Annotated in this window: 23 protein-coding genes; 15 read left to right on the top strand and 8 right to left on the bottom strand. The window is 68.6% G+C overall.

Annotated elements, in window-relative coordinates; translation table 11 throughout:
* Window positions 1-18: 18 nt before the first annotated feature.
* The 7 genes from AC07M8_RS01015 to AC07M8_RS00985 all read left to right on the top strand — a co-directional run bounded on the left by AC07M8_RS01015 (window position 19) and on the right by AC07M8_RS00985 (window position 11,890).
* A complete protein-coding gene (locus AC07M8_RS01015) occupies window positions 19-2,241 on the top strand; it encodes a GH92 family glycosyl hydrolase (protein ID WP_495172605.1) in 2,223 nt (740 codons plus the stop codon).
* A gap of 5 nt (window positions 2,242-2,246) precedes the next feature.
* The gene (locus AC07M8_RS01010) at window positions 2,247-5,411 is read left to right on the top strand and encodes a glycoside hydrolase family 2 TIM barrel-domain containing protein (RefSeq protein WP_495172604.1); all 3,165 of its coding nucleotides are present in this window, start codon (window positions 2,247-2,249) and stop codon (window positions 5,409-5,411) included.
* Window positions 5,411-6,355 carry an ROK family protein gene (locus AC07M8_RS01005; RefSeq protein ID WP_495172603.1) on the top strand — a complete coding sequence of 315 codons (945 nt, stop codon included), beginning with the start codon at window positions 5,411-5,413 and terminating at the stop codon, window positions 6,353-6,355. The genes AC07M8_RS01010 and AC07M8_RS01005 overlap by 1 nt, the downstream gene beginning before the upstream one ends.
* Window positions 6,356-6,724: 369 nt before the next feature.
* Window positions 6,725-8,134: a glucuronate isomerase gene (uxaC, locus tag AC07M8_RS01000; RefSeq protein WP_495172602.1), complete on the top strand. Its 1,410-nt coding sequence runs from the start codon at window positions 6,725-6,727 to the stop codon at window positions 8,132-8,134.
* Between the two features lie 38 nt (window positions 8,135-8,172).
* On the top strand, window positions 8,173-9,504 hold the full coding sequence (locus AC07M8_RS00995) for a mannitol dehydrogenase family protein (RefSeq protein ID WP_495172601.1): 1,332 nt from the start codon (window positions 8,173-8,175) through the stop codon (window positions 9,502-9,504).
* Entirely contained in the window at window positions 9,501-10,778 is a 1,278-nt protein-coding gene (locus AC07M8_RS00990; RefSeq protein ID WP_495172600.1) for an MFS transporter, read from the top strand. Before AC07M8_RS00995 ends, AC07M8_RS00990 begins: the two co-directional genes overlap by 4 nt.
* A gap of 50 nt (window positions 10,779-10,828) precedes the next feature.
* Window positions 10,829-11,890: a phosphatidylinositol-specific phospholipase C1-like protein gene (locus AC07M8_RS00985; protein WP_495172599.1), complete on the top strand. Its 1,062-nt coding sequence runs from the start codon at window positions 10,829-10,831 to the stop codon at window positions 11,888-11,890.
* A gap of 36 nt (window positions 11,891-11,926) precedes the next feature.
* On the opposite strand, the gene AC07M8_RS00980 is transcribed toward AC07M8_RS00985, so the two are convergent.
* From AC07M8_RS00980 to AC07M8_RS00970, 3 genes are all read right to left on the bottom strand, one after another.
* Window positions 11,927-12,649, bottom strand: coding sequence for a hypothetical protein (locus AC07M8_RS00980; protein WP_495172598.1), 723 nt, complete (start codon window positions 12,647-12,649; stop codon window positions 11,927-11,929).
* A gap of 74 nt (window positions 12,650-12,723) precedes the next feature.
* Window positions 12,724-12,981, bottom strand: coding sequence for a hypothetical protein (locus AC07M8_RS00975; protein ID WP_495172597.1), 258 nt, complete (start codon window positions 12,979-12,981; stop codon window positions 12,724-12,726).
* Between the two features lie 40 nt (window positions 12,982-13,021).
* The gene (locus tag AC07M8_RS00970) at window positions 13,022-14,839 is read right to left on the bottom strand and encodes a DUF885 domain-containing protein (protein ID WP_495172596.1); all 1,818 of its coding nucleotides are present in this window, start codon (window positions 14,837-14,839) and stop codon (window positions 13,022-13,024) included.
* Between the two features lie 144 nt (window positions 14,840-14,983).
* Between AC07M8_RS00970 and AC07M8_RS00965 the strand changes: the two genes are divergently transcribed.
* Window positions 14,984-15,283: a hypothetical protein gene (locus AC07M8_RS00965; RefSeq protein ID WP_495172595.1), complete on the top strand. Its 300-nt coding sequence runs from the start codon at window positions 14,984-14,986 to the stop codon at window positions 15,281-15,283.
* Between the two features lie 36 nt (window positions 15,284-15,319).
* On the opposite strand, the gene AC07M8_RS00960 is transcribed toward AC07M8_RS00965, so the two are convergent.
* Entirely contained in the window at window positions 15,320-16,678 is a 1,359-nt protein-coding gene (locus AC07M8_RS00960; RefSeq protein ID WP_495172594.1) for an ABC1 kinase family protein, read from the bottom strand.
* The gene (locus tag AC07M8_RS00955; protein ID WP_495173120.1) at window positions 16,675-17,064 is read right to left on the bottom strand and encodes a thiol-disulfide oxidoreductase DCC family protein; all 390 of its coding nucleotides are present in this window, start codon (window positions 17,062-17,064) and stop codon (window positions 16,675-16,677) included. Before AC07M8_RS00955 ends, AC07M8_RS00960 begins: the two co-directional genes overlap by 4 nt.
* Window positions 17,065-17,193: 129 nt before the next feature.
* Between AC07M8_RS00955 and AC07M8_RS00950 the strand changes: the two genes are divergently transcribed.
* From AC07M8_RS00950 to AC07M8_RS00940, 3 genes are all read left to right on the top strand, one after another.
* The gene (locus AC07M8_RS00950; protein WP_495172593.1) at window positions 17,194-17,703 is read left to right on the top strand and encodes a DUF937 domain-containing protein; all 510 of its coding nucleotides are present in this window, start codon (window positions 17,194-17,196) and stop codon (window positions 17,701-17,703) included.
* Between the two features lie 27 nt (window positions 17,704-17,730).
* The gene (locus AC07M8_RS00945) at window positions 17,731-18,102 is read left to right on the top strand and encodes a cupin domain-containing protein (RefSeq protein WP_495172592.1); all 372 of its coding nucleotides are present in this window, start codon (window positions 17,731-17,733) and stop codon (window positions 18,100-18,102) included.
* Between the two features lie 115 nt (window positions 18,103-18,217).
* Window positions 18,218-20,101, top strand: a complete 1,884-nt coding sequence (locus AC07M8_RS00940) for an AI-2E family transporter (RefSeq protein ID WP_495172591.1) — start codon at window positions 18,218-18,220, stop codon at window positions 20,099-20,101.
* On the opposite strand, the gene AC07M8_RS00935 is transcribed toward AC07M8_RS00940, so the two are convergent.
* Window positions 20,098-20,388 carry a DUF1330 domain-containing protein gene (locus AC07M8_RS00935; RefSeq protein WP_495172590.1) on the bottom strand — a complete coding sequence of 97 codons (291 nt, stop codon included), beginning with the start codon at window positions 20,386-20,388 and terminating at the stop codon, window positions 20,098-20,100. The genes AC07M8_RS00940 and AC07M8_RS00935 overlap by 4 nt on opposite strands.
* A gap of 138 nt (window positions 20,389-20,526) precedes the next feature.
* Here AC07M8_RS00935 and AC07M8_RS00930 point away from each other — a divergent pair, with 138 nt between their 5' ends.
* Window positions 20,527-20,733: a TOBE domain-containing protein gene (locus AC07M8_RS00930; RefSeq protein ID WP_495172589.1), complete on the top strand. Its 207-nt coding sequence runs from the start codon at window positions 20,527-20,529 to the stop codon at window positions 20,731-20,733.
* A gap of 5 nt (window positions 20,734-20,738) precedes the next feature.
* On the top strand, window positions 20,739-21,131 hold the full coding sequence (locus AC07M8_RS00925; RefSeq protein ID WP_495172588.1) for a winged helix-turn-helix domain-containing protein: 393 nt from the start codon (window positions 20,739-20,741) through the stop codon (window positions 21,129-21,131).
* A 132-nt stretch (window positions 21,132-21,263) separates the two neighbouring features.
* On the opposite strand, the gene AC07M8_RS00920 is transcribed toward AC07M8_RS00925, so the two are convergent.
* Window positions 21,264-21,806 carry a homogentisate 1,2-dioxygenase gene (locus tag AC07M8_RS00920; RefSeq protein WP_495172587.1) on the bottom strand — a complete coding sequence of 181 codons (543 nt, stop codon included), beginning with the start codon at window positions 21,804-21,806 and terminating at the stop codon, window positions 21,264-21,266.
* A gap of 95 nt (window positions 21,807-21,901) precedes the next feature.
* On the bottom strand, window positions 21,902-22,837 hold the full coding sequence (gene trhO / locus AC07M8_RS00915) for an oxygen-dependent tRNA uridine(34) hydroxylase TrhO (RefSeq protein WP_495173119.1): 936 nt from the start codon (window positions 22,835-22,837) through the stop codon (window positions 21,902-21,904).
* Between the two features lie 84 nt (window positions 22,838-22,921).
* On the opposite strand from trhO, the gene AC07M8_RS00910 reads away from it, so the two are divergent.
* Together AC07M8_RS00910 and AC07M8_RS00905 are read left to right on the top strand one after the other, a co-directional pair.
* Window positions 22,922-25,213 (top strand): ribonuclease R family protein, encoded by a 2,292-nt coding sequence (locus AC07M8_RS00910; RefSeq protein WP_495172586.1) that lies wholly within the window; start codon window positions 22,922-22,924, stop codon window positions 25,211-25,213.
* The gene (locus AC07M8_RS00905; RefSeq protein ID WP_495172585.1) at window positions 25,210-25,536 is read left to right on the top strand and encodes a hypothetical protein; all 327 of its coding nucleotides are present in this window, start codon (window positions 25,210-25,212) and stop codon (window positions 25,534-25,536) included. Before AC07M8_RS00910 ends, AC07M8_RS00905 begins: the two co-directional genes overlap by 4 nt.
* Window positions 25,537-25,541 lie beyond the last annotated feature (5 nt).

Genomic DNA, 25,541 nt, shown 5'->3' with positions numbered 1-25,541 from the left:
GGGCGTGAGCGAGGATTGATGATCGAAAAGGATCGAATGACCATGAGCCGTGTCAGGCACCTCCTGCTGGGAGCGGCCGTGCTGGCTTTGACCGGCAACGCGGCGGCGCAGAGCGGGTCGCTCTCACGCTATGTCGATCCCCGGGTCGGGCTCGGCAACGACAACCAGGGCGATACCATCCCGGGGCCGGCGCTACCTGCCGGATCGATCCATCCCAGCCCTGAAACGCTCACCGGCAGCAACGCCGGTTATGATCCCGCCGCCCCGATCAGCGGTTTTGCGCAACTGCACACCCAGGGCTCCGGCGGTCGCACCACCTACGGCACCTTCCTCGTCTCGCCGCAGACCGGGGCCCCCGCACTCGACGAGCCGGCGCATCTCTCGCCCAAGGCAGACGAACAGTTTGCGGCCGACCATTACGCGGTGACGCTGAGCCGCTACGGCATCCGCGCCGAAGTGACGCCGGGTCATTATGCCGCCATCTATCGCTTCACCTACCCCACCGACCGGCAGGCGACATTGGTGTTCGACCTGACGCGCAAGATCGGCGGTGAACTCGCCAGCGATGGCGCGGACGTGCAGTTGCTACCCCAACAGGGCCGCATCATCGGCCGCGTGCGCGCCAAGAACTACTGGTCGCCGGCCAATGTCGACATCTGGTTCGTTGCCCAGCTCGATCGGCCTCCCAGCGCCTGGGGCATTCGCGCCGGCGACGCGGTCACCGCTGGCGGCACGACCGCGACGGTGCCTGCCGATACCAAGCTCGGCGCCTGGTGGCAGTTCAGCGGCGGTGGCCCCGTTTCCCTCAAGGTCGCGGTGTCCTTCACCAGTGCCGAGCGAGCCGCGGAGCTGCTCGACGCGGAGCTCGGCAACCAGCGCTTCGAGGCGGTGCGCACCGCGGCGCGCGCCGCCTGGGACGCCGAGTTGCAGCGCGCCACCATCGATGGCGTTGGCGAGGCGGACAAGCGTCGGTTTTACACTGCGCTATACCATTCGGTGATCCAGCCACGCGATCGCAGCCTGGATCAGCCCCTCGCCGATCGGGCGACGCCGCACTGGGACGATTATTACACACTGTGGGACACCTATCGAACCGGCTTCCCGCTAATGTCGCTGCTGCGGCCAAGCGTCTACGCCGGCAACATCGCCTCGATCGTCGGCACCTATCGCCGCTTCGGGGTGGCGCACACGGCCTTCATTGCCGGGCGCAACTATCATGTCGGCCAAGGCGGCGACGAGATCGACAACGTGCTGGGCGAAGGCCTGATCCGTCAGGTGCCCGGCGTCAACTGGAAGGCTGCGGCCGAGGTGGCGCTCCACAATGCGCTGGAGGTCCGCCGGCCGCGCTACCTGATCGACGGCTGGTTTGCGGTGAACGACCGCAGCCCCGAGCCTGACAATCAGCGCGCCAAGTCGGGATCCTCGACCGTCGCCTTCGCGCTCAACGATTTCTACGCCGCGCGTCTGGCAGCCAAAACCGGCCAGGCCGACCTCGCCGCCACGCTGGACCATCGTGCCGGCAACTGGCGCAACGTCTGGGACAAGAATGCGACCAGCGACGGCTTTGCGGGCTTCATCATGCCGCGCTACGCCGACGGCCGATTCCAGCCGATCGATCCCAAGCTGGGCTGGGATGGCAAGACCTATGACAATGTCGGCTTCTACGAAGGCACCGCCTGGGTCTATTCCTATGATGTTCTTCACGATCTCCCCGGGCTGATCACGGCAATGGGCGGCCGGACCCGGTTCATCGCTCGCCTCAGCCATGCGCTCGACCATGGGCTGATCGACATCACCAACGAACCAAGCTTCGCAACGCCGTGGCTGTTCAGCGAAGTTGGCCGCCCCGATCTCGCCAGCTTCTGGGCCAACCGTATCTTCCAGCGATTCACCGCTGACGCCTATCCGGGCGACGAGGACAATGGCGCGATGAGCTCGCATTATGTGTTCAACCGTCTCGGCCTGTTCCCCAAGCTGACGACCGATCTGTTCTACCTTCATGCGCCGCATCAGCCGCGTGCGACACTGCGGCTGGAGAACGGCCGTACGTTCACCATTGCGGTGCCTAATTGGAAGCAAGGCAGGATCTACATCACGGCGGCCCGCCTCAACGGTAGGCCGCTTGAGCGCGCGTTCATCAGCCAGTCCGACATCATGGCGGGCGGCACGCTGAACCTTACCGTTGCCGCGCATCCCAACGGCTGGGCGCAAGCCACCGCCGCCCCCTCCAGTGCTGAGTGATCCCGATGCCCCGATCCTTCCGCCACCTCGCGCTGGCTCTGCTGCTCGGATCCACCGCGGCACTCGCCGCCGACATTCCGCCGCCGCTCCAGCCGCAAGTCGATCCCTCGCGCCCGGAGTGGGAAAACCCCGCAATCTTCGCGATCGGCAAGCTACCTGCGCGCGCGACCGGTTTTCCGTTCGAGAATGCGGACAAGGCGCAGGTCGGCGACATTGCCGCTTCCTCACGCTTTCTGTCGCTCGACGGCCAGTGGAAGTTCGCCTTCTCGCCATCGGCCGACGGCGCGCCGAAGGACTTCTTCCGCCGTGATTATGACGTGTCGGGCTGGAAGAGTATCAAGGTGCCGGCAGATTGGCAGGCCGAAGGCTATGATCAGGCGCGCTACAACAACATAACCTATCCCTTTCCCGCCAATCGGCCGCTGATCCCCCACGCGACCAACCCGGTCGGCTCCTACCGCCGCGACGTGACGCTGCCGGCGACCTGGCGAGGCAGCGATGTGATCCTCCACATCGGCGCGGCGGGATCTGCTTATTACGTCTGGGTCAACGGCCAGAAGGTCGGTTACAGCGAAGACAGCAAGCTACCCTCCGAGTTTGATGTCACCCGCTGGATGCGCCCGGGCCGGAACAGCGTTTCGATCCAGGTCTATCGCTGGTCCGACGGCAGCTACATCGAGGACCAGGATTTCTGGCGCGTGTCGGGAATCGAGCGCTCGGTGTATCTGATCGCGGCACCCCGCGCGCGCTTGGCCGATTTTGCCGTGACCGCGGGGCTCGACAGCGATGATCGGCAGGGCAAGCTGGCGCTGTCGCTTACCACCACCGCCGCGGCCAAGGGCATGACGCTGCGCGCCACGCTCAAGGATGGCGCCACCACGATCCTCACCCGCACGGCGATGGCAGCCACCGCCGCCACGACCGTCATCTCCGCCCCCGTACCTGACGTCCGGCCCTGGACCGCAGAGACCCCCAACCTCTACACGCTGCTGATCGAACTGGTCGACCGTCACGGCCGGGTCGTGCAGGCGACCGCCCAGCGGATCGGCTTTCGCACGGTGGCGATCCGCAACGGGCTGGTGACGATCAACGGCAAGCCGATCACCATTCGCGGCGTCAATCGCCACGAGCATGATCCCGAGACCTTCCACGTCATCTCCGCCGCGTCGATGCGCCACGACCTGCAGTTGATGAAGCTCGCCAACATCAACGCCGTCCGCACGTCGCATTACCCCAATGACGAGCGTCTTTACGCGCTCGCCGACGAGCTCGGCCTTTACGTGATGGACGAGGCCAACATCGAGAGCCACGCCTATCTTGGCGCGGGCCGCGCGACGCCCGAGCTGCAGAAACGCTACTTCCTCGGCTACGACCCGGCCTGGGAAGCGGCGCACATCGCGCGCGTCACCAACATGGTCGCGCGTGACCGCAACCATCCGTCGATCATCTTCTGGTCACTCGGCAATGAAAGCGGCGTTGGCCCGACCTTCGAAAAGGCGGCCGCCGCCGCCCGGGCGCTGGATCCCACGCGCCTGATCTCGTTCCTCGGCTGGAGCGCCACCGAGGATCATCGCATCGTTCCCTATTCCGATATCTTCGCGCCGATGTACCACAGCATCGCGCAGATGCTCGATTACGCGCAGCACACCGAGCTGAAGCAGCCGCTGATCGCCTGCGAATATGCGCACATGCAGGGCAATTCGGGCGGCGGGTTCAAGGACGATTGGGACACGATCTACGCCCATCCCGATCGGCTGCAGGGCGGCTTCATCTGGGACTGGGTCGAGCAGACCATGTACCGCTACACCAAGGACGGGCGCCGCTATTGGGGCGACGGCGGGGAATATGGTCCCAATCCGGGTGGCGACATCGAGTTCGGCGATGGGCTGATGCAATCGGATCGCACGCCCAACCCGCAGCTGTACGAGGTGCAGAAGGTATACGCGCCCGTCCAGTTCGCCGCCACGGACGCTGCCGCGGGCCGGTTCACCGTCATCAACCACAACGACTTCCGCGATCTCTCCGGCTATCGCGTCACCTGGCAGATAACCGAGGATGGCGTGCCGATCGCCCATGGCGAAGTGCCCGCCCTCCACACCCCCGCACGCGGCACGATGCCGTTCACCCTTGCGCTACCTGCCCTCACACGAAAGCCGGGAGCAGAATATTTCATCACCCTGCGCGCCTATGACACCACCGGCGCGATGCCTTATGCGCCGGCTGGTCACGTCATCGGCTGGGATCAATTCGCGTACGGCGCACCGGCGGCTCGTGCGGCACCGCCGATCGCCGGTCGCGTCGGGCTCAGCCAGACCGCGAGCGCCATCACGCTCTCGGCCAGCGGCGCGACGCTGTCGGTCGACCGGCGATCTGGCCTCGTCGCCGGCTATGCGGCAGCAGCCACCGCGCTGCTCACCGGCGGCACGCCCAATTTTTACCGGATGCCCACCGACAATGATCTTGGCACCGGCACCGCCAAGCTCGCGGCGCCCTGGGCGACGATGTCGACCGAACGGACGGTTGAAAGCGCGACGGTGGAGCGTCGCCGTGGCGGCGCCACCATCATCGTCCGCTATGGCCTGGGCGCCGGCGCCGCGCGCTTCGAAACGCGCTACACCATGCACGGCGACGGCAGCCTCGCCGTTGACGGCCACTTCACGCCATTGAGGCCCGATCTGCCCGAGATGATGCGGGTCGGGCTCGAGTTTGCAATGCCGACACGCTTCGACACGGTCCAATGGTTCGGGCGCGGGCCGCACGAGAGCTATGCCGATCGCAAGTCGGGCGCGATGATCGGCCTGTGGCAGGGCGCGATCGCCGATCAATATCACGACTTCATTCGCCCCCAGGACACCGGCACCAAGACCGATGTACGCTGGATGCAGCTGAGCGGTGGCAACGAGCCTGCGCTCCGCGTCACCGGCACGACGCCGCTGACGATGAACGTCCTGGCCTTTCCCTACGAGGATCTGCGTCGGAAACCGCCGGGCGTCGCGAAGAGCAGCGACATCGTGCCGCACGACCACGTGACCCTGCTTGTGGATGCCGTGCAGGCGGGGTTGGGCGGCAACACCACCTGGGACAGCCATGGCCGTCCGCTGCCGCCCTATCGTGTTCTGCCCGTCGAGCGGCGGTTCGGCTTTGTCCTGCGCCCGCAGGCGGCACGGTGATGGCCGCGCTGACGGACATGATCAGCGGTGTAGAGGCGGCAGCTAAGGATGTTTCGGCAAGCCGGTACACGGTCGGCGTCGAACTGGGCGGCACCAAGACCATCGCAGTGCTCGGCTGCAACGGCACCATCATCGAGCGGGTGATCGTCCCGACGACCATGCCGGCGGACACGCTTGGCCTGCTCGGCCACCGGCTTCGGCAGTGGCACGAGCGCTACCGGCCGGTCGCGCTGGGGATCGCGAGCTTTGGTCCGATCTCGCTCAACGGCCGCCACGGCCAGCGCGGCACGATGCTGCCCAACCCAAAGCCGGGCTGGTCGACCGCCGACATTCTCGGCCCGCTGGGCGAGGCACTGCCGGTGCCGGCGACGCTCCACACCGACGTCACCGCCGCCGCCCTCGCAGAGGGTCGCTGGGGTGCCGCCAAGGGGTTGCGCGATTACGTCTACGTCACCGTTGGAACGGGCATCGGCATGGGCATCATCGCCGATGGACGGCCGCTCGCAGGGCGCATGCACCCGGAGGCGGGTCACATGCACGTTCGCCGCCTCCCCGGCGATACGTTCGGCGGCGTCTGCCCCTTCCATGGCGACTGCCTGGAAGGGCTTGCCTCGGGACCGGCGGTGGCCGCGCGGGCCGGCGTCGATGGCGAGGGCTTGTCGCCGACCGACCCCGCGTGGATCCCGGTTGCGGACGCCTTGGCTGAGGCTTGCACGGTGCTGCTTCTGACGCTGTCGTGCGAGCGCATCGTCATCGGCGGCGGCGTGGGTGTTGGGCAGCCACACCTCCTGCCCATGGTACGCGCCGGGATCGTCGCGAAGCTCGGCGGCTATCTGCCCGGGATCGATGCAGCCACGGCCGAGGAGATCGTCGTCGCTGCCGCGCTGGCCGGCGACGCCGGGCCGCTCGGCGCCTTGCTGCTCGCAGACCAGGTGAACGACTGAGCCTCGGCAAATCACGGCTTGGCTGACGGCGAGGCGTCACCGTAGCTGCAAACGATCACCACTCGCGATGACAAGAGCGCTTGCGCATTGCTCAGTGGCCTTACATATAGGCCAGGCCTCTCAAAGGCTTTCTCTCCATCCTATCGGCCGATGTCACCATCGGCCGTTTTTGTTTGTGCCGAATTATTGGCGGGGCGACGCCGGGCCGCATGGGAGCGACGCCGCCGACTGTGGCAACGGTTCTGCTACCGAGCGCAAAGACGCGCAGCATTGTCCCCACCACCAGTGCTTCAAGTCGCAGCCGTCTGCCACTTTGAGGTAGATTGGCAAGACCAGTTGTGCGAGCAGGGTCATGGGAGATAGTAATCCATGCCAGCGCTTACGCTCGATCCAGATCGCCTCTTTCCGGTCGACCCGGACACCCGCGCCATCGCGCGTCGACTGTTCGGCGCGGTGGCGACGCTCCCGATCATCAGCCCGCATGGTCACACTGATCCGCGCTGGTTCGCTGACGACGCGCCGTTCGGCGACGCGACCGAGCTGTTGCTGACCCCCGATCATTACGTCCTGCGCATGCTGTACAGCCAGGGTGTGCCGCTGGAGGCCCTTGGCGTCGCTGCTCACGGGAGCCAGCCGACGGCCGATCCTCGGGCCGCATGGCGGCTGTTTGCCGATCATTACCATCTGTTCCGCGGAACACCGTCACGGCTGTGGCTCGACTGGGTGTTCGCCGAAGTATTCGGGCTGGATCTCAGGCTCGAAACGGCAACGGCAGACCTCTATTATGATCGTATCACCGAGGCGCTGCGGCAGGACGCCTTCCGCCCGCGCGCGCTGTTCGATCGCTTTGGCATAGAAGTGCTGGCGACCACCGAATCACCGCTCGACCCGCTTGATCATCACGCCGCCATTCGGGCAAGTGGGTGGCATGGGCGGGTGATCTCCACCTACCGCCCTGATCCGATCATCGATCCCGCGTTCGAGGGTTTCCGCGACAATCTTCGCCGGCTTTCGTCGCTGACGGATCAGGACGCCTTCGACTATCACGGATACCTTGCCGCGCACCGTATCCGGCGCGCATGGTTCGCACAGATGGGGGCGACGGCGACCGATCATGGCCACCCCACGGCGGCGACGGCCGACCTGACCCCGCAGGCAGCCCAGGCGCTGTTCGGCCGGGTGACGGCCGAGGTGGTCGATCCGGCCGACGCCGAGCTGTTCCGCGCGCACATGCTGACGGTGATGGCGGGGATGAGCCTGGAGGACGGGCTGGTGATGCAGATCCACCCCGGATCGTTCCGCAATCATAACGCCGCGCTGTTTGCGCGCTTCGGTCGTGACAAGGGCGCTGACATCCCCGTCGCCACCGATTATGTTCATGCGCTGCAGCCCCTGCTCTCGCGCTACGGCAATGAGCCGGGCCTCGGCATCATCGTCTTCACCCTCGACGAGACGAGCTACGCGCGCGAACTGGCCCCGCTCGCAGGCCATTACCCCGCACTCAAGCTGGGCCCCGCCTGGTGGTTCCACGACAGCCCGGAAGGCATGCGGCGGTTTCGCGAACAGACCACCGAGACCGCAGGCTTCTACAACACGGTCGGGTTCAACGACGATACCCGCGCCTTCCTCTCCATCCCGGCGCGCCATGACGTGGCACGGCGTATCGATTGCGGCTTTCTTGCCGGACTGGTGGCCGACCACCGGCTGGAGGAGTGGGAAGCGGCGGAGCTAGCGGTCGATCTTGCCTACACCTTCGCCAAGCGGGCCTACAAATTGTGAGGCTGGCACCGGAAACGCTTGCCGCCTTGCCAGCCACCGTGGAGCGTCCTCGCTACGATGCGGCCCAGCAGCGGATCGGCCAGGTCCATCTCGGCATCGGCGCGTTCCACCGCGCCCATCAAGCGGTGTACACCGACGATGCCTTGAACGCCGGGGATCGTGACTGGCGGATCGCGGGCGTCTCGCTCCGCCAGCCCATCGTGCACGATCAACTGGCGCCACAGGCGGGGCTTTATACCGTCACCGAGCGGTCGGGCGCCGGCGAACGCTCGCGCCTGGTAGCGGCGATCGCTCAGATCCTCGTTGCGCCGCGCGACCCTGCACGGGTCAGCTCGCTCTTGGCGGCACCCACCACGCAACTGGTGACACTCACCGTCACCGAGAAAGCCTATCAATTTCCGTCGCCGGGCACTGACGGCACGATCTATGATTATCTTGCGAGCGGGCTGGCGACGCGGCGTGCGCATGGCCACGCGGGGCTGACGCTGCTGAGCTGCGACAATCTCGCCGGCAACGGCGAGGTGCTGGCGGGAACGCTGGACGATTTCCTCCGCCGCAGCGACCCTGCGCTCGCCGATTGGGTCGCGGCCCGTTGCACCTTTCCCTCATCCATGGTCGACAGGATCGTACCGGCGACCACATCGCTCGACCGCGAGACACTGGTATCGCGCCTCGGCATCAAGGACGAAGCTGCCGTCTTCACCGAACCCTACCGGCAATGGGTGATCGAAGACCGCTTTGCCGGACGCCGTCCCGACTGGGAAGCGGGCGGCGCCGAGCTGGTGGCCGATGTACGCCCCTATGAGATGGCGAAGCTGCGCATGCTCAACGGCGCTCATTCCGCGCTCGCCTATCTCGGCCTCGAGCGTGGCCTCGGCTTCGTTCACGAGGCGGTCCGCGATCCGGTCATCGCGCCGATCGTCGATGCGCTGATGCGGCTTGAGGCAGCGCCGAGCATCAACGCCATGCCCGGCCAGGACCTCGGCCGCTACGCCGATGCCCTCATCGATCGGTTCGCCAATCCGGCCTTGAACCACCGCCTTGCACAGATCGCGATGGACGGATCGCAGAAGATTCCGCAACGCTGGCTCCACACCCTCGCCTGGCATCAGGCTCGCGATCACGCCTGTCCTGCGATTCTCCGTGCGCTAGGGGCATGGCTGCGCCACCTGCGCGGCACCGGTCATCCGGTGTCGGATCCACGATCGGCTGAACTTGCCGCACTGTGGACCGCAGGAGGTGCCGCCACCATCGTCGACGGCCTGTTCTCCGAGCGCGGCCTGTTCGCCAGTGACTGGACAGCCTCGCCGGCGAACCGCCAGCTCCTGCTTCGCGAGACTGACCGCGCCGTCCTGGCGAGGCAGCCATGAAGAACCAGCTGCGCTGGGTGATCATCGCGCTGGTCACGCTCGGCACCGTTCTCAATTATCTGGCGCGTTCGTCGCTATCGGTCGCGGCGCCGACGCTGAAACACGAGTTCGGTCTGTCGACGCAGCAATACAGCTGGGTCGTGGCGGCGTTCCAGGCCTGTTACACGGTGATGCAGCCGATTGCCGGCTATGTGCTCGACCTTGCCGGCCTCCGTCTTGGTTTTGCGCTGTTCGCCATCGGCTGGTCGTTGGCCAATTGCTGCCACGCCTTCGCGACGGGATGGCCCAGCCTGGCTCTCTTCCGCGGCATGCTGGGCTTGACCGAGGCCGCCGCAATCCCGGCGGGCATGAAGACCGTCGCGCAATGGTTTCCGCCGCACGAGCGGACCGTCGCCACCGGCTGGTTCAATATCGGCACCTCGATCGGCGCGATGATCGCACCGCCGATCGTGGTGTTCTGCATCGCCGTCTGGGGCTGGCAATCCGCCTTTGTGGTGACCGGCGCGGTCGGCTTCATCTGGGCTGCGCTGTGGTACGGTTTTTACCGCAACCCCGACGAGCATCCTTGGGTGTCGGCGGAGGAGCGCGCCTATATCGCGGCCGGTGACGTCGAGATCGCCGATCGCGGTGGTCCGCTGACTTGGCGCGCCGTCCTTGCAACCCGCGCCTTCTGGAGCATCGCCATTCCGCGCTTCCTTGCGGATCCCGCCTGGCAGACGTTCAGCTTCTTCATTCCCCTCTATCTGGTCGAGCAACGCGGCATGGATCTCAAGGGGATCGCGGCGTTCGCCTGGCTGCCCTTCCTCGCCGCCGACGCCGGCTCGGTGCTCGGCGGCTATTATGCCCCGTTGTTGATCCGCCGCTACAAGGTGTCGCTGCTCACATCCCGCAAGATCGTGGTCACCACCGGGGCAGCCCTGATGATCGGGCCGGCCTGCATCGGCCTGACGGTAAGCCCCGCCGCCGCGATCGCGCTGTTTTGCATCGGGGGCTTCGCCCACCAGATGCTGTCGGGGGCGCTGATCACCCTGTCAGCCGACGTGTTCGATCAGCGCGTCGTGGCGACCGCGACGGGCATGGCGGGATCGGCGGCCTGGATCGGCGGCCTCAGCTTTTCGCTGCTGATCGGCGGCCTGGCCGATGTGGTCGGCTATGGGCCGCTGTTCGCCTGCTTGGCGCTGTTTGACGTGATCGGTGCCGTGATCCTGTGGCGGCTGATGCCCCCGTTTGGCATCGCCCGGCAGCAGGTGGTTGCGATCGGCACCGGTCGCTAACGCTTGTAACAATTCGCTGTCACGGGGGCCTTTTTAAGGATCCCACGACCATGGTCATGCCCCTCCCGGCGATGCTTGCCGCCGCTGCCGCCGCCTCATCCCCGGCGCCGGTGCGCATCAATGACATCGCCGTGATCGGCACCCACAACAGCTACAAATTGCCGATGCCCGCCGCGACCATGGCGCGGATCCGCGCCGCCAGCCCGGCGATGGCCGACGCCCTCGATTACGGCCACCGCTCGCTGGTCGCGCAGCTCGACGCCGGTGCGCGCCAGCTCGAGATAGACGTCAACTACGATCCCGAGGGCGGTCGCTACGCGCGCGGCTCGAATGATCCCAAACTCACGCGCCCGGGCTTCAAGGTGCTGCACATCCCCGGCATCGACAATTCGAGCAGCTGCTTGCTGCTGGTCGATTGCCTGCGCCTGATCCGCGGCTGGTCGGACGCGCATCCCGGCCATGTCCCGATCATGCTGATGTTCAACGCCAAGGACGAGCAGAACGCCGCCAAGGGCGGGATCGACGCCCTGCCCTTCACCGCCGCCGCCTATGACGCGCTCGACGCCGAGATCCGCTCGGTGCTGTCGCCCGACAAGCTGATCACGCCCGACGACGTCCAGGGCCGCTACCCGACGCTGCGCGACGCGGTGCTCGCCGGCAACTGGCCGACGCTGGACACGGCACGCGGCCGCATCCTGTTCGCGCTCGACGAGCCCCCCGCCAAGGTCGCGGTCTATCGCGGCACGCGGCGTTCGCTCGAGGGCCGGGTGTTCTTTATCAACACCGACGAGGCCTCGCCGGCCGCCGCCTATCTGACGATCAACGATCCGGTCGCAGAGGGCGCGCGGATCAGGCGCGATGTCGCGCTGGGCTTCCTGGTGCGCACCCGCGCCGATGCCGATACCCGCGAGGCGCGTGCGAACGACACCACCCGCCGCGACGCCGCGCTGGCGAGCGGCGCCCATTATGTCTCGACCGATTATCTGTGGGCGGACCCGCGCTTTCCCGGCAATTACACCGTGCACCTGCCCGGCAACGCGGTCGTGCGCTGCAACCCGGTGCGCGCGACGGCAAGCTGCGCCGCGGCGACGCTGGAAGCCCCGATCAAGTGACACTGTAGCCTTCGAGGTCGGGCGGCGCGGGCGCGATCAGCCCTGGTGATGCGGATCGTGATGCGGGTCGTCGGCACCGCCACCCATGCCCCCCATCCCGCCACCGCCGCCCAAGCCGCCGCCGCCACCACCACCGCCGCCCGCCCTGCCGCCCTCGTCCTTGCCGCCGCCCTTGGCGCCACCACCCGATCCCGCCGGCCGGGTCGGCCCCTGCATCGGGATCACCAGATCGGCCGGGATCGGATCGAGATCGAGCGCGTCGCGCACGAAGGCGCGCAACGACACCACCAGCTCATGGGTGTGAACGGGATGGCCGGCGACCAGCTCGCGCACCGCACGGTCGGCGAGACGGACATGCTCCTCGGTGCCGAGCAGGATGGTGTCGGACAGCGCCGCCTCGACCGCGTCGCGGATGCGCCGGGTGCGATCCGATCGCGACGCGCCCTCGGCGCTGAGATCGAGCGTTGCCATCGGTTCCTCGCCCGCCGGCGCGTCGGCCATCGGCGGCGTACCGCGTCGCGCGTCGCGCTTGTGCGCAGGGTCGACGGTGAGATCGCCGGTGAACGAGCCGCCCAGCGTCTTGTACGCCGCGATCAGCGTGCGCAGCCGCTCGTTGATCTGGCGGTTCATCCGCTCGCGGCGCTGCTGGAAGGTCATCATCGTCAGCAGCCGGATGCCGACGCCGAGCAGCGTCACCAGCGTCAGGCCAAACAAGGTACCGAGCAGGCTCTGCCACGAGCTGAAATCGATATTTCTCAATCACCGTCCCCCACAGCATCCCCCGCAACGCGCGCCGGCAGCGCGCCGTTCCGGCCGGTGCAGGGCAGCCGCTGCTAGAGCCCGGCCTTGTCCAGCGCCGCGGCGAGTTCGTCGCTCACCGCGGTGTCCCCCTTGGGCGTCAGCCGGTTGAGCACGGTCTGCACCCTCGTCTGGGCGACCTGCAGCGTCTTGTGGCGCACCTCGCGGATCGCATTGGTCCGCCACGACGGGCTCTCGCCGAGCAGCGCGGCCCATTTCGCCTCTTCGGCGGCGAGAATCGACAGCGCGAGACGCAGGCCGTCGCGCCGGCCATGCGCATAGTCGCCGGTCATCGGGCCCCTCCTCGCGCCGCGGCGGGCATCGCCGGCCGCCTCAGCCGCGCACCTGGTGGATATAGCCGCTGACATTGTCGGCGAGCACGCCGAGCGGGACGTTGCCGCCGTCGACCACCGCCTGGTCGAAGTCCCGCAGGTCGAAGCGCGCGCCGAGCGCCGCCTTGGCGCGGTCGCGCTGCGCGACGATCTCGGTCTGGCCAAGCTTGTAGCCGCACGCCTGCCCCGGCCATGCGCAATAGCGGTCGATCTCGCTCTCGGCGTTGCTGCGCGGCAGCCCGGTGGCGGCGACGAATTCAGCGAGCGCGCGATCGCGCGACCAGTTCATGGTGTGGATGCCGGTATCCACCACCAGCCGCACCGCGCGCCACGACAGCCCCATCAGGTAACCGAGCCGCCCGGGTGCATCGCCCTGGTACATGCCGAGTTCGTCGGCGAGCTGCTCGGCATAGAGCGCCCAGCCCTCGGAATAGGCGTTGAAGGTGAGGATCGAGCGGATCAGCGGTAGCTGCTGGGCATATTCGCCCTGCCAGACGTGGCCAGGAATGCCCTCGTGGAAGACCAGATCGGGGATCGTCACCTTGTTGTGGATCGAGGGATCGCCGAGGTTGACCCAGACCTTGCCGGGGATCGTGCCGTCGAGCGACCCCGGGCCGCCATAGGCCGCCGCCGCGCCGGGCTCCTGCGCCAGCGGCAGGCGGCGGATCTCGAGATTGCCCTTTACCAATCGCCGGAACGCCTGCGGTAGCCGCGGCCGGATCGCGTCGAGCCGCCCCTGCATATAGGCGATAATCTGCCGCCGGCCCTCGTCGTCGTTGCCGAAGGCGATTCCGGGCCGATGCTGGAGCGCGGTGGCGCGCTCGGCAACGCTGCCCTGCGTCAGCCCCTGGCTCTTGAGGATCGCATCCATCTCACCCTGCAGCGTCGTCAGCTGCGCGCGGCCGAGCGCATGGATCTCCGTCGCGCTGCGCCGGGTGGTGGTGCCGGCGCGCAGCCCCCAGGCATACCATTCGTGCCCCTGCGGGCGCAGGCCGAGTCCTGGCGCGTCGGTCGCCACCGCGCGCTCGGCGCGCAATTCGGCGAGCTGGCGCTCGAGCGCCGGCACGATCGCCGCGCGCGCGATCTGCGCCGCGCGCTCGGTCCATGCGGCGGGGATCGCCTTCGCCTTGCGCGCCAGCGGTGCGATCAGCGGGCCGTCGGCTTTGGCGGCATCGGCGATCGTGCGCGCCATACCCGCAATCGTCTTGTCGAGCAGGAAGGAGGGCGGCACCAGGCCTTGCTCGCGCGCGGCGCGGATGCGCACCGTCTCGCCATCGAGCTGTGCCGGCATTGCCGCGAGCCGGGCGAGATAGGCCTCGGCATCCGCCGCATCGCGCACCGGATGATCGCCCTCGAGCAGTTGCGGCACATCGAGCCACGAGCCGACGTTCTGGATCACCGCATAGGGCGAGTTGCGCCAGCTGCCGATCGTGGCGACGCCATAAGGCAGTGCCATGCCGTCGAGCGCGGTGCGGAACGCGCTGTCCGCGACCGCGAGGCTGGTCGCGGTCACCGCGTCCAGCCCGGTGCGCGGCGTCCGCGCGAGCTCCGCGAGTGCCGCCGTGAGGAACTGGCGGCGCGCCGCATAGCCGGCGGGCGAGCGGTCCTCGAGCCGCCGGCGCAGATCGGCATGGGCACCGGTGTCGACGCCGAGCCCGGTCGCCTGCGCCGGATCGAAGGCGAGTAGCGCCCAGGCAAAGCGGTCGAGCATCGCCGCGGCATCGGCGGCAGGTGCTGCGGCACGGGCGGGAACGGCGGCAAGCGTCGCCGCGGCAGCGGCGCCGGCGAGCGCGTCGCGGCGGGAGGGCAAGGCGGACATGGCGACGTGATGCATGGCGCCACCGGCGAGGTCAAACGGTGCCGCGTCCGCATCGGCGGAAAACGGTGCGCGGCCCGGCGTCACCCGCTATGCCGAGGCGATGGGTGGCATGCCGCCGGCAGGCAGAAGTTGAGGAAGCGAACCATGGCCAAGCGTTTTTGGGCTCAGTTGATCGAGATGGACGAAGAGATCGAGCCCGCCAGCATCCCGGGCGCAAACGATCATGCGGATGCCGCCGACGCACTCGTCACCGATTTCGTCGGCGCGATGGGCGGCGAGATCACCAGCGGCGCGGTGCGCGTCTGGATCGAGGGCGGCGGTCAGGAAAAGATCTTCGACTGGAGCGCCGAGTTCGAGATGCCCGACACCGACGGCCTCGATCCCGACGAGGACATCGAGGTCGAGGGTGAAATCGTGCTCACCGAGCGGATGCCGCAGGCCTGACGACCGCCGCGCGCGCTCGGGTGACCAACCCGTAGGTCAGGCGCGGATCGGCGGCACCGCGGTCTGGTCGCTGCCGCCCAGCGCCGCGGCGATCATGCTGCGAACGTCGACTCGTGCCTTGAGCCGGGCGGCGAGCAGCGCGGTGCCGCTGATCTTGCGCTGGACGAACAGCGTCTCGACCGGCGGCACGTGCCAGGTGTCGCGGTCGGCGGCCATCGTCATGCCCTGCTCGCGCAACCCGCCGACGAAGGCGCGATCGCCGAAGTCGAACGGGCCGGCGCGGTTGAGCTCGCCAAGGATGACATCGATCATCGCGTCGATCTGCGGCCGGTGGGCGTCAACCGCCGCTTCGCCCAGGAACCCTGCCGCGATCGCCGCCGCGCGCACGTCATCGCGGCTGCCGCTGAGCCCGGCGGCGAGCAAGCGGCGATAGCCGTCCGCGGTTGCCGGCGTGATCGCCCGCGTCGCGCCGAAATCGAGCAGCACCAGCCGGCCGGTCGCCGGCTGGTAGCGGTAGTTGGCGAAATTGGGATCGGTCTGCATCAGCCCGAAGTCGAACAATTCGCGCAGCACCAGCGCGATCAGCGCCCGCATCGCCGCGTCGCGGACGGCCTGGTCGGCGTCCGCCAGCGTCTCGATCGCAACGCCATCGACGAAGCTCATCGCCAGCACGTCGTCGCCGCTGAATTCCGCGTCGAGCGTGGGCACGACATAGGCGGGATCGTCCGCCAGCAGCGCGCCGAACCGTGCGAGCTGCGTTGCCTCGCGGCGATAATCGGCCTCCTCGTGGAGCTGGCGCTTGGCCTCGGCGAGCAGCGGCGCAATGTCGAGCGCCTTGGGCAGCACGCCCGACACCCGCAGCAGCGTCGCGACATTGTCGACATCGGCGTCGATGCTGTCGCGCACGCCGGGATATTGCACCTTGATCGCGAGAATGCGGCCATCGGGCGTCGCCGCCCGGTGGACCTGACCGATCGACGCCGCGGCGACCGGCGTCGCGTCGAACCACGCGAACCGCCGCCGCCAGTCCTTGCCCCAATCGCGCGCCAGCACCCCCTGCAGCTGCGCGGGCGGCATATGGTGTGCCCGATCGCGCAGCCGGCTGAGGATCTGCGTCAGCTCGTCGGGCAAGAAATCGCCGGCATCCATCGAGATCATCTGGCCGAGCTTCATCGCCGCGCCGCGCAGGTGCGAGAGCTGGTCGGCGACCCGACCGATGTTGCCCGGCGTCATCAGCAGGTCGCCCATTCGCGGCCGTTGTCCGTCGGCGAGCCGCCGCGCGCCCTCGGCGATCACCCCGCCGGCGACGCCGCCGGCAAGCCGCCCGAACACGCCGAGCCGCGCCAGCCGCCCGCTCGGCACCGCCTTGCCGCGCCCGTCCCGCTCGTCGGTCATGCCGCCGCGCGCCGTTGCGCGAGCCGCTGGAGCCGCGGCCGCACGCGCAGGAACTGCCGATAGCCCCGCTCGAGCCCTGTCAGCACCAGCCGGTTGCGCGCGATCAGCCCGAGCGGCCGCAGCACCGGGATCGCCCGCCACATCGCCGCGAACGCCGCCGCTCCCGACACCAAGGTCCCCTCCTCGCGTGCGTGGAAGCGGCCGAGGAGCTCGGCGCGATCCACCGGGCAGGCGATCGGCGCATCGCCCGCGGCATCGACGAAGGTGATGCGCCCGCGCCGGTCGAGCCGCCGCATCAGCGCGATCTCGCGCCGGCACAGCGGGCAGTTGCCATCGTGCCAGACGGTCAGTGTGGCGGAGGTTGCAGCGGGATCGTCAGGAGTCATGCGCAGCGTCAACGCCGCCGCGCCACGATCGGGCGCGGCAGCCATAAGCCGTCACCGCTAATTAGTCGGGCGACGGCGGACCTATCGTCTCGGATGCATCGTTGGGACACCAGTTTCGAGAGGATGACCATGGACGCCACTTCGCAAATCCTCGCCTCGAGCGGCACCGATGCCGCGGCGCTGGGCAGCCGCTTCGGCCTCAGTGCCGAGCAGACCCAGTCAGCGATGGCGTCGCTGCTGCCCGCCATCCTCGGCGGCCTCCAGCATCGCCCCGACGCCGCAGCGGCGGGACAGACGATCGACCACACCGATCCCGCCGCGGGCAACGACGTGCTCGGCCAGATCTTCGGCACCAAGGACGTCAGCCGCGAGGTCGCGGATCACGCATCGGGGCAGACCGGCGTCTCGAGCACGGTGCTCAAAGCGATGCTTCCGATCGTCGCGGCGATGGTCGCGCGTCACTTCGCCACCGCCGGCGGCGGGGGCGGCGGCCTCGGCGGCCTCCTCGGCTCGCTCCTCCAGCAGGGCGCCGGCAATCAGGGCGGCGCCCAGCCCGGCCTGCCGGGCGGGCTTGGTGGCCTCGCCGGCATGTTCGGCGGCGGCAACCCGCTCGACGCGATCCTCGGCCGCAACCGCTAACCATCGCATTCCATCGGAGACGACGACATGGCCGTATTCAACAAAGACATGATCGCGCTGGCGACCAAGAACAGCCACTTCCAGAAGGAAGTCTATTACGACGAGAATTGCCAGGTGGTGATGATGAGCATCGAGCCGGGCGACGACATCGGCGAAGAGACGCACGATGCTGATCAGACGACCTTCTTCGTCGCCGGCGAGGGCCAGGCGGTGGTCGACGGCAGCCGCAGCAAGGTGACCGTCAACCACATGGTGATCATCCCCAAGGGCGCCAAGCACAACATCATCAACAAGGGCGACGAGCCGCTCAAGCTGTTCACCGTCTACGCCCCGCCCGCCGAAGAGGAAGGCGTCAGCCACAAGACCAAGGCCGACGCCGAGGCCGCCGAGGAGGAGTGATCCTCCCTTCCCCGGTCGGCGCGCGGCGCCGATCGGGTCGGGCCGTCCGCCCGCCCGCATCGACCATCACCTTCCCCGCCTGGGCATCCAGCGCCACCAAAGAGACAGCCGCCGCATGAGCGAATTAGACAGTGTTGCCGGCTACAAGGACGTGTTCACCGGTAGTCGCGACGCGCCGCCGCCCGAGGCCGGCGCGGCCGCGATCAAGCCGGTGTCGGCGCCCGAACTGAAGACGCTGGCCGGCGTCGCGGTCGGCACGCTCGTCATCGCCGCGCTCTATTTCGGCCAGCAGGTGCTGATCCCGATCACGCTCGCAGTGATGCTCTCCTTCGTGCTGTCGCCGGTCGTCAACCTGCTGCAGCGGCTGCGGCTGTGGCGCGCGCCGGCGGTGATGCTGACGGTGCTCGCCGCGCTTGGCGTGCTCGGGCTGGTCGGCACCCTGATCGGCAGCCAGGCCGCCTCGCTCACCGCCAACGCCCCGCAATATGCCCAGACCATCGAGGCCAAGGTCCAGGGCGTGCAAGGCTATGCGGTGTCGCGCCTGGCGTCGATTTCCAAGGAGTTCGGCAGCGGCCGACAGAATGGCGCGCACCACGGCACGGCGCCCGCAGCCGGCAGCACCGCCGCCCCCGCGGGCAACGGCCAGCGCCGGCCGATCCCGGTCGAGGTGGTGCAGGACAGCACCTCGCCGTTCACTATCGCCAAGACCGTGCTCGAACCGATTCTGGGTCCGCTCGAGACCACCGTCATCGTCCTCATCGTCGCGATCTTCGTGCTGATGCAGAAGGAGGATCTGCGCGATCGCTTTATCCGCGTGTTCGGCTCGAGCGATCTCCACCGCACCACCCGCGCGCTTGACGACGCCGGCCAGCGCCTCAGCAAGTATTTCCTGTCGCAGCTCGCGGTGAACGCCTGTTTTGGTGTCGTTATCGGCCTCGGCCTCTGGGCGATCGGCATCCCCTCGCCCGCAATGTGGGGCGTCATGGCCGGCCTGCTGCGGTTCGTGCCCTATATCGGCTCGTTCCTCGCCGCGGTCGCGCCGGCCGCGCTCGGCGCCGCGGTTGATCCCGGCTGGGGCATGACGCTCGAGGTGGTGGCGCTGTTTGCCGTCATCGAGCCGCTCACCGGTTATGTCGTGGAGCCTTTGCTCTACGGCCACTCCACCGGGCTGTCGCCGGTATCGGTGATCGTCTCGGCCATCTTCTGGACCTGGCTCTGGGGGCCGATCGGACTGATCATGTCCACCCCGCTCACCTTGTGCCTGGTGGTGATGGGGCGCCACGTGAAGAGCCTCGAGTTCTTCGACGTGCTGCTCGGCGATCGCCCGGCGCTCACCCCGGTGGAGAGCTTCTACCAGCGCATCCTCGCCAACAACCCCGACGAGGCACTGGCGCAGGCCGAGACCTTGCTCACCGATCGCCCGCTGGTTGCTTATTACGACGGCGTCGTGCTCGAAGGCCTCAAGCTCGCGGTGGAAGACGAGGCGCGCGGCACGATCGATCCCGCGAGCGCGACGCGGATGACGCGCTCGATGCTGTCGGTGATCAACGATCTGCAATCCTATGCCCCGCGCGACGCCGCGGCGACCGCACCGGGCCGGGTGATCTGCGTCGCCGGCCATGGCGCGTTCGACAAGGCCGTCACCGCGATGCTCGTGCAATTGCTCGGCCAGCGCGGCATCGACGCGCGCAGCGTCGCCGACGCCGCCGTGTCGCGCGAGACGATCGCCACGCTCGACGTCGCCGATGTCGGCGTGATCGCCATCTCCTATCTGGAGGTCACCGGCTCTCCTGCCAGGCTCCGCTACCTCATCCGTCGCCTGCGCGCCCAGGCACCGGCGGCGCGGATCGTCGTTGGGCTATGGCCGCAGGGCGAGGCGGCCTTGAGCGACACCGCGATCCAGCACGCGCTCGGCGCCGACAGTTATGCCGGCTCGCTTGCCCAGGCGGTCGACCTGATCGGCGTGAACGATGCCGCCGCCAAGGCCCGCGCAGCCTAGCCGGCGTCGACGACGACCATCCGCGCCTCCTGCGCCAGCGCGCGCTCGGCCTTGATCGGCGCACAGTCGGCCGATTCATGGAAGGCGAGCGCGTCGGCGAGGGTGGGGAATTCAAACACGCCGGCGATCGGCAATGGCGTGACATCGCCCTCCAGCGTCGTGGCGACCGGGACAAAATGGAGGATGAGGCCGCCCGCCGCCTGCAGCGCTGCCTGGAAGCGTGGCGTCAGCGCCGCCTGCCGCTCGGGATCCTTGATGCGCAGGTTCACGTGGACATAGGCCGTCATTCCGTTGCTCCCAAGCAATGCCGTCGCGTCCGCGATACCTAGCGAGGGAGGCGCCGGGCCATCGACGCGACCACCCAGGAGAATGGCTGCCTCAGCGGTGCTGTGATATGACGGTCGCGAACCCACAGGATGACCATCATGAAGCTCAGCGCGCGCAATCAAATTTCCGGCACCGTCGTCGCCATCACCCCCGGCGCCGTCAACGGCACGGTCAAGATCGACATCGGCGCGGGCAACATCGTCACGGCGAGCATCACCGAGGAGGCGATCGCCGATCTCGGCCTCGCCGAGGGCGACGCCGTCACCGTGGTGATCAAGGCCAGCGACGTGATGATCGGCAAGTAACCGCGATGCGCGTCGGCCCGCTCAAGCTGAAAGCGCAGCTGTTCTGCGACGGCGAGACCGCGATGGGTCCCGGCAAGGCCGATCTGCTCGAGGCGATCGACCGCGAGGGCTCGATCTCGGCGGCCGGCCGCGCGCTCGGGATGAGCTATCGGCGTACCTGGCTGCTGGTCGACACGATGAACCGCTGCTGGGCCGAGCGGCTGGTCGACACCGTTCGCGGCGGCAACAGCGGCAACGCCCGCCTCACCCCGCTCGGCCGCGAGGTGCTCGCAACCTTCCGCGCGCTCGAGGAACGGCTCGCGGCGGTGGCCGCCGATGATCTCGCGACGCTGGCCGCGCTGCTGCGCGCGCATCCGCTGGGTACCGAGGACGAGGTCGGGGCGGAAGTCGGAGAGTGATGCTATACCAGGATCGTCACCCCAGCGAAGGCCGGGGTCGTTCACGGCTCCTGCCCTGCGCTCGCCGCAAGAGATTCCAGCGTCCGCTGGGATGACCGATATCGAACGGCGACCACCCGTCGTCGCGCAACTCTACCTCGGCACCCTCGCCACCATCACCGGCACCGACACCGTCTTGCTGCCGGTCACCTGCAGCACGTAACGGCCGGGCTTGAGATCGAAGTCCACCATCTTGCGGATTCCCGAGCAATCCGGCCCATGGCTGTGCGCAGCCGAGGCGAGGACCTTGCCGGCGCTCACCACGTCGATCCAGGCGCCCTCGCCGAGCGCGACGCGATAGCGCCCTGCCCGTGCCACCGCGAACTGGAACAGGCCGGCCTGGCCCGGCGCCTCACCGCTCTTGGTCGACGGCGCGGCGAGCTTCACGCCCGCCTCGTCACGCAGCGTCGCGCGGACGCTACGGCCGATCGTCAGCACCGGCGCCAGGCCCACCCGCTCGCCGGCCTGGATCGGCGCCATCGCCGTCCAGCCGCGCAACGCCGCGGGCGGCGCCACCGGCCGTGCCGGGCACGCCGGCTGATGCTCGGCCATGCCTTGCGCCACCGCGGGCGCCGTGCCCGTCGCCAGCAACGCTCCCGCCAGCACCGCCGCTTGCCGCATCCATGTCGTCGCCACTGCCGCCATTCCTTTAGCCATTGTTGCCGGCACCATCGGCGCAGGCGCGGGTCGAGGCAAGGCGGCATCCCGCGGGATGGGGCGCCGGCCGCGTCTCAGTCGTCGACATCGCCATCCGCATACCGTGCCCCGACATGCGCCTCGCCCCGCGCCGCGGCGAGCCGTGCCTGGCGATGCCGCTCGGCGTAACCCGCCTGCTGGGTCGCATCGCGCTCGTCGTGGCAGCGCGGACAGGCCACACCATCCACATACAGCGGCGAGGCGCGATCGGCCGGGTTCACCGGCATCCGGCAGCCATGGCACAGGCTGTGCGTGCCCGGGGCGAGGCCATGGCCCACCGCCACCCGCTGGTCGAACACGAAGCATTCGCCCTGCCAGCGGCTCTCCGCGGCGGGCGTTTCTTCCAGATAGCGCAGGATCCCGCCCTGCAGGTGATACACCTCCTCCACCCCTTCCGCCTTGAGGAAGGCGGTCGATTTCTCGCAGCGAATGCCGCCGGTACAGAACATCGCCACCCGCTTGCGCCCGGCGAGCAGCGCGTCGCGATGCTCGCGGAACCATCCGGGGAAATCGCGGAAGCTGGCGGTGTGCGGATCGATCGCGCCGGCGAAGCTGCCCACCGCCACCTCATAATTGTTGCGGGTGTCGATCACCAATGTGTCGGGATCGTCGATCAGCGCGTTCCACTCTGCCGGCGCGACATAATGGCCGGTAGCGAGCGGGTCGATCTCGGCCATTCCCATCGTCACGATCTCGGCCTTCAGCCGGACCTTGGTGCGATGGAACGGCATGGTCTCGGCCCGCGAGTTCTTCACCTCCAGATGCTCGCAGCCCGGCAGCGCGCGGATATGGTCGAGCACCCGCTCGACGCCGTCGTCGCTTCCCGCGATCGTGCCGTTGATCCCTTCGCGCGCGAGCAGCAGTGTTCCGCGCACGCCGTTCGCCTCGCAGGCGGCGAGCAGCGGTGCCCTGAGCACCGCGGGATCGGCGAACGGTGTGAATCGATACAAAGCGGCAACGCGGATCGGCATCATGCGCGGCCCCATAGCGCGGTTCGGGCGCCAGCAGGAGTGTTTCGCCATGGCGGATGGCGGCGAAATGCTTATCTCGGGCACGTGGCTAAAAAACCAAGAGCAGGGCTGCCGACGCGGCAGCAAATCCTCACCTTCATCGAGCAATCGGACGTTCCCGCCGGCAAGCGCGAGCTCGCCCGCGCCTTCGGCCTCACCGCGCAGGACAAGATCCAGCTCAAAGCGCTGCTCAAGGACATGGCTGACGAGGGGCTGATCGACAGCGCGCCGGGCCGCGCCTTCCACAAGATGGGCGGACTGCCCAAGGTCACGGTGCTGCGCGTCGCCGAGGTGGACGATGGCGGCAACGTCTGGGCGGTGCCCGATCGCTGGGAGGCCGACACGCCGGTGCCGCGGCTGCGGGTGCGCGAGCGCAAGCGCGGCGCCCTGGGCGTCGGCGAGCGCATCCTTGCCCGCACCGAGGAAGCCGGCAACGGCTGGATCGCACACCCGATGAAGGTGCTCGCCAAATCGTCCGAGCAGATGCTCGGCGTGCTCCGCGCCGAGGGCGAGCGGTTCTGGCTGGTCGGCGTCGAGAAGAAGGAACGCCGCGAGTTCATGGTCTCCGACACCGGCGGCGCCGAGGCCGGCGACCTGGTGATGGCCGAGCTCGCCGGCAAGCCGCCGCGGATCACCGCGCGCGTCGTTCAGCGGCTCGGCGATCCGTTCGCGCCGCGCAGCTTCTCGCTGATCGCGATCCACAAGCTCGGCATCCCCGACGTCTTCGCCGACGAGACGCTGCTCGAGGCCGAGCGCGTCGCGCAGACACCGCTCGGCGATGACCGCGAGGATCTCACCCACCTCCCCATCGTCGCGATCGATCCCGCCGACGCGCGCGATCACGACGATGCGGTCTGGGCCGCGCCCGACGACGATCCCGGCAACGCCGGCGGCTGGAAGGCGGTGGTCGCGATCGCCGACGTCAGCTTCTACGTCCGCCCCGGTTCGGCGCTCGACCGCGAGGCGCGCCGCCGCGGCAATTCGGTCTATTTCCCCGATCGCGTCGTGCCGATGCTGCCCGAGATCCTGTCCGCCGAGGTCTGCTCGCTCAAGATGGGCGAAGACCGCGCCGCGCTCGCCTGCCACCTCCAGATCAGCAAGAGCGGCGCGCTGACCGCATGGCGCTTCACCCGGGCGGTGGTGCGGATCGCGGCGAACATCGCCTATGAAGACGCGCAGACGATCGCCGACGCGGTCGCGGGCGACGCCCTGAGCCCGGGTGCCGAGCGCCCGCTGCTCAACCCCGCGCTTCGCCCGGGGTCAAACGAGCGCGAAGTGGTCGCCAACGCGCTCGTCCCCCTGTGGGCCTGCTGGCGCGCGCTCGCCAAGGCGCGCGACGGTCGCGAGCCGCTCGACCTCGACCTGCCCGAACGCCGCGTCGTGCTCGACGAGAAGGGCCGGATCATGTCGGTGGCGCCGCGCGAGCGGCTCGACGCGCATCGGCTGATCGAGGATTACATGATCGCCGCCAACGTCGCCGCCGCCAAGGCGCTGGAGGCCAAGAAGGCGCCGGTGATGTACCGCATCCACGAGCCGCCGAGCCGCGAGAAGCTCGCCGCGCTCAAGGAGTATCTCGACACCTTCGACGTCCCCCTGGCGCTCGGCCAGGTGATCCGCCCCGCCACCTTCAACCGCATTCTCGATCGCGTCGGCGAGGCCGAGTTCCGCCCGCAGGTGATGGAGCAGGTGCTGCGCACCCAGACCCAGGCCTATTATGCGCCGGAAAACCACGGCCATTTCGGCCTGTCGCTCGGCAGCTACGCCCACTTCACCTCGCCGATCCGCCGCTACGCCGATCTCCTCGTCCACCGCTCACTCGTCGCGGCGTACAAGCTCGGCCCCGGCGGGCTGACGGCGGGCGAGGCGGAGGCGATGGAGGCGATCGGCCAGGGCATTAGCCAGCTCGAGCGCCGTGCGATGGAGGCCGAGCGCGACACCATCGATCGCTATGTCGCCGCCTTCCTGTCCGAACGCGTCGGCCAGACGCTCGAGGTGCGCATCACCGGCGTCCAGAACTACGGCTTCTTCGCCACCGTCGAGGGCATCGGCGGCGACGGGCTAATGCCGGTGCGCGATCTCGGCGGCGAATATTTCCGCTTCGACGAGGCCGCGCGTACGCTGATCGGCGAGACGACGGGCGAGGAATATAGCCTCGGCCAGCGCCTCGAACTGCGCCTCGCCGAGGCCAATCCGGTGTCGGGCGCGCTACGCTTCGAGCTCCCCCAGGGCAAGACGGCCCCGCCTGGCAGCAACGGCCCATCGCGCCGCCGTACTGATCGCATCCTCAAGCAGCGCGGCCGCCCCGCCAACATCCGCCATCAGGGCAAGCGGCGGTGACCGAGCTGCAGCGCACCGATGGGCAGGGCGTCGAGCGGACCCGCTATCTCGTCCGCGGCACCATCGCGCCGCGCTTCGTCGATGCCCGGGCGGTGTGCGCCGCCGATGCGATTGCGTTCGCACCGGCCAGCCCGCGCGAGCGTCGCGCGCTGGCGGCAATGATCGCCGACGGCTCGATCCGCCTCGCCGCGCCCGGGCGCTTCTATTTCGACATGAACGCCTATGAGGCCGCCGCGGCAGCCCGCGCGCGGCGCCTGTTGCCGCTGTGGATCGGCGGCGCGCTCGCCATCGCGGTGATCGCGTTGCTCTTCTACCCGCGCTGACCCGA

This window comes from Sphingomonas sp. GW821-FHT09E03, assembly GCF_059416225.1.
Note: the sequence above shows the minus strand (reverse complement) of the source record. Positions and strands in the feature narration are given on the sequence as shown.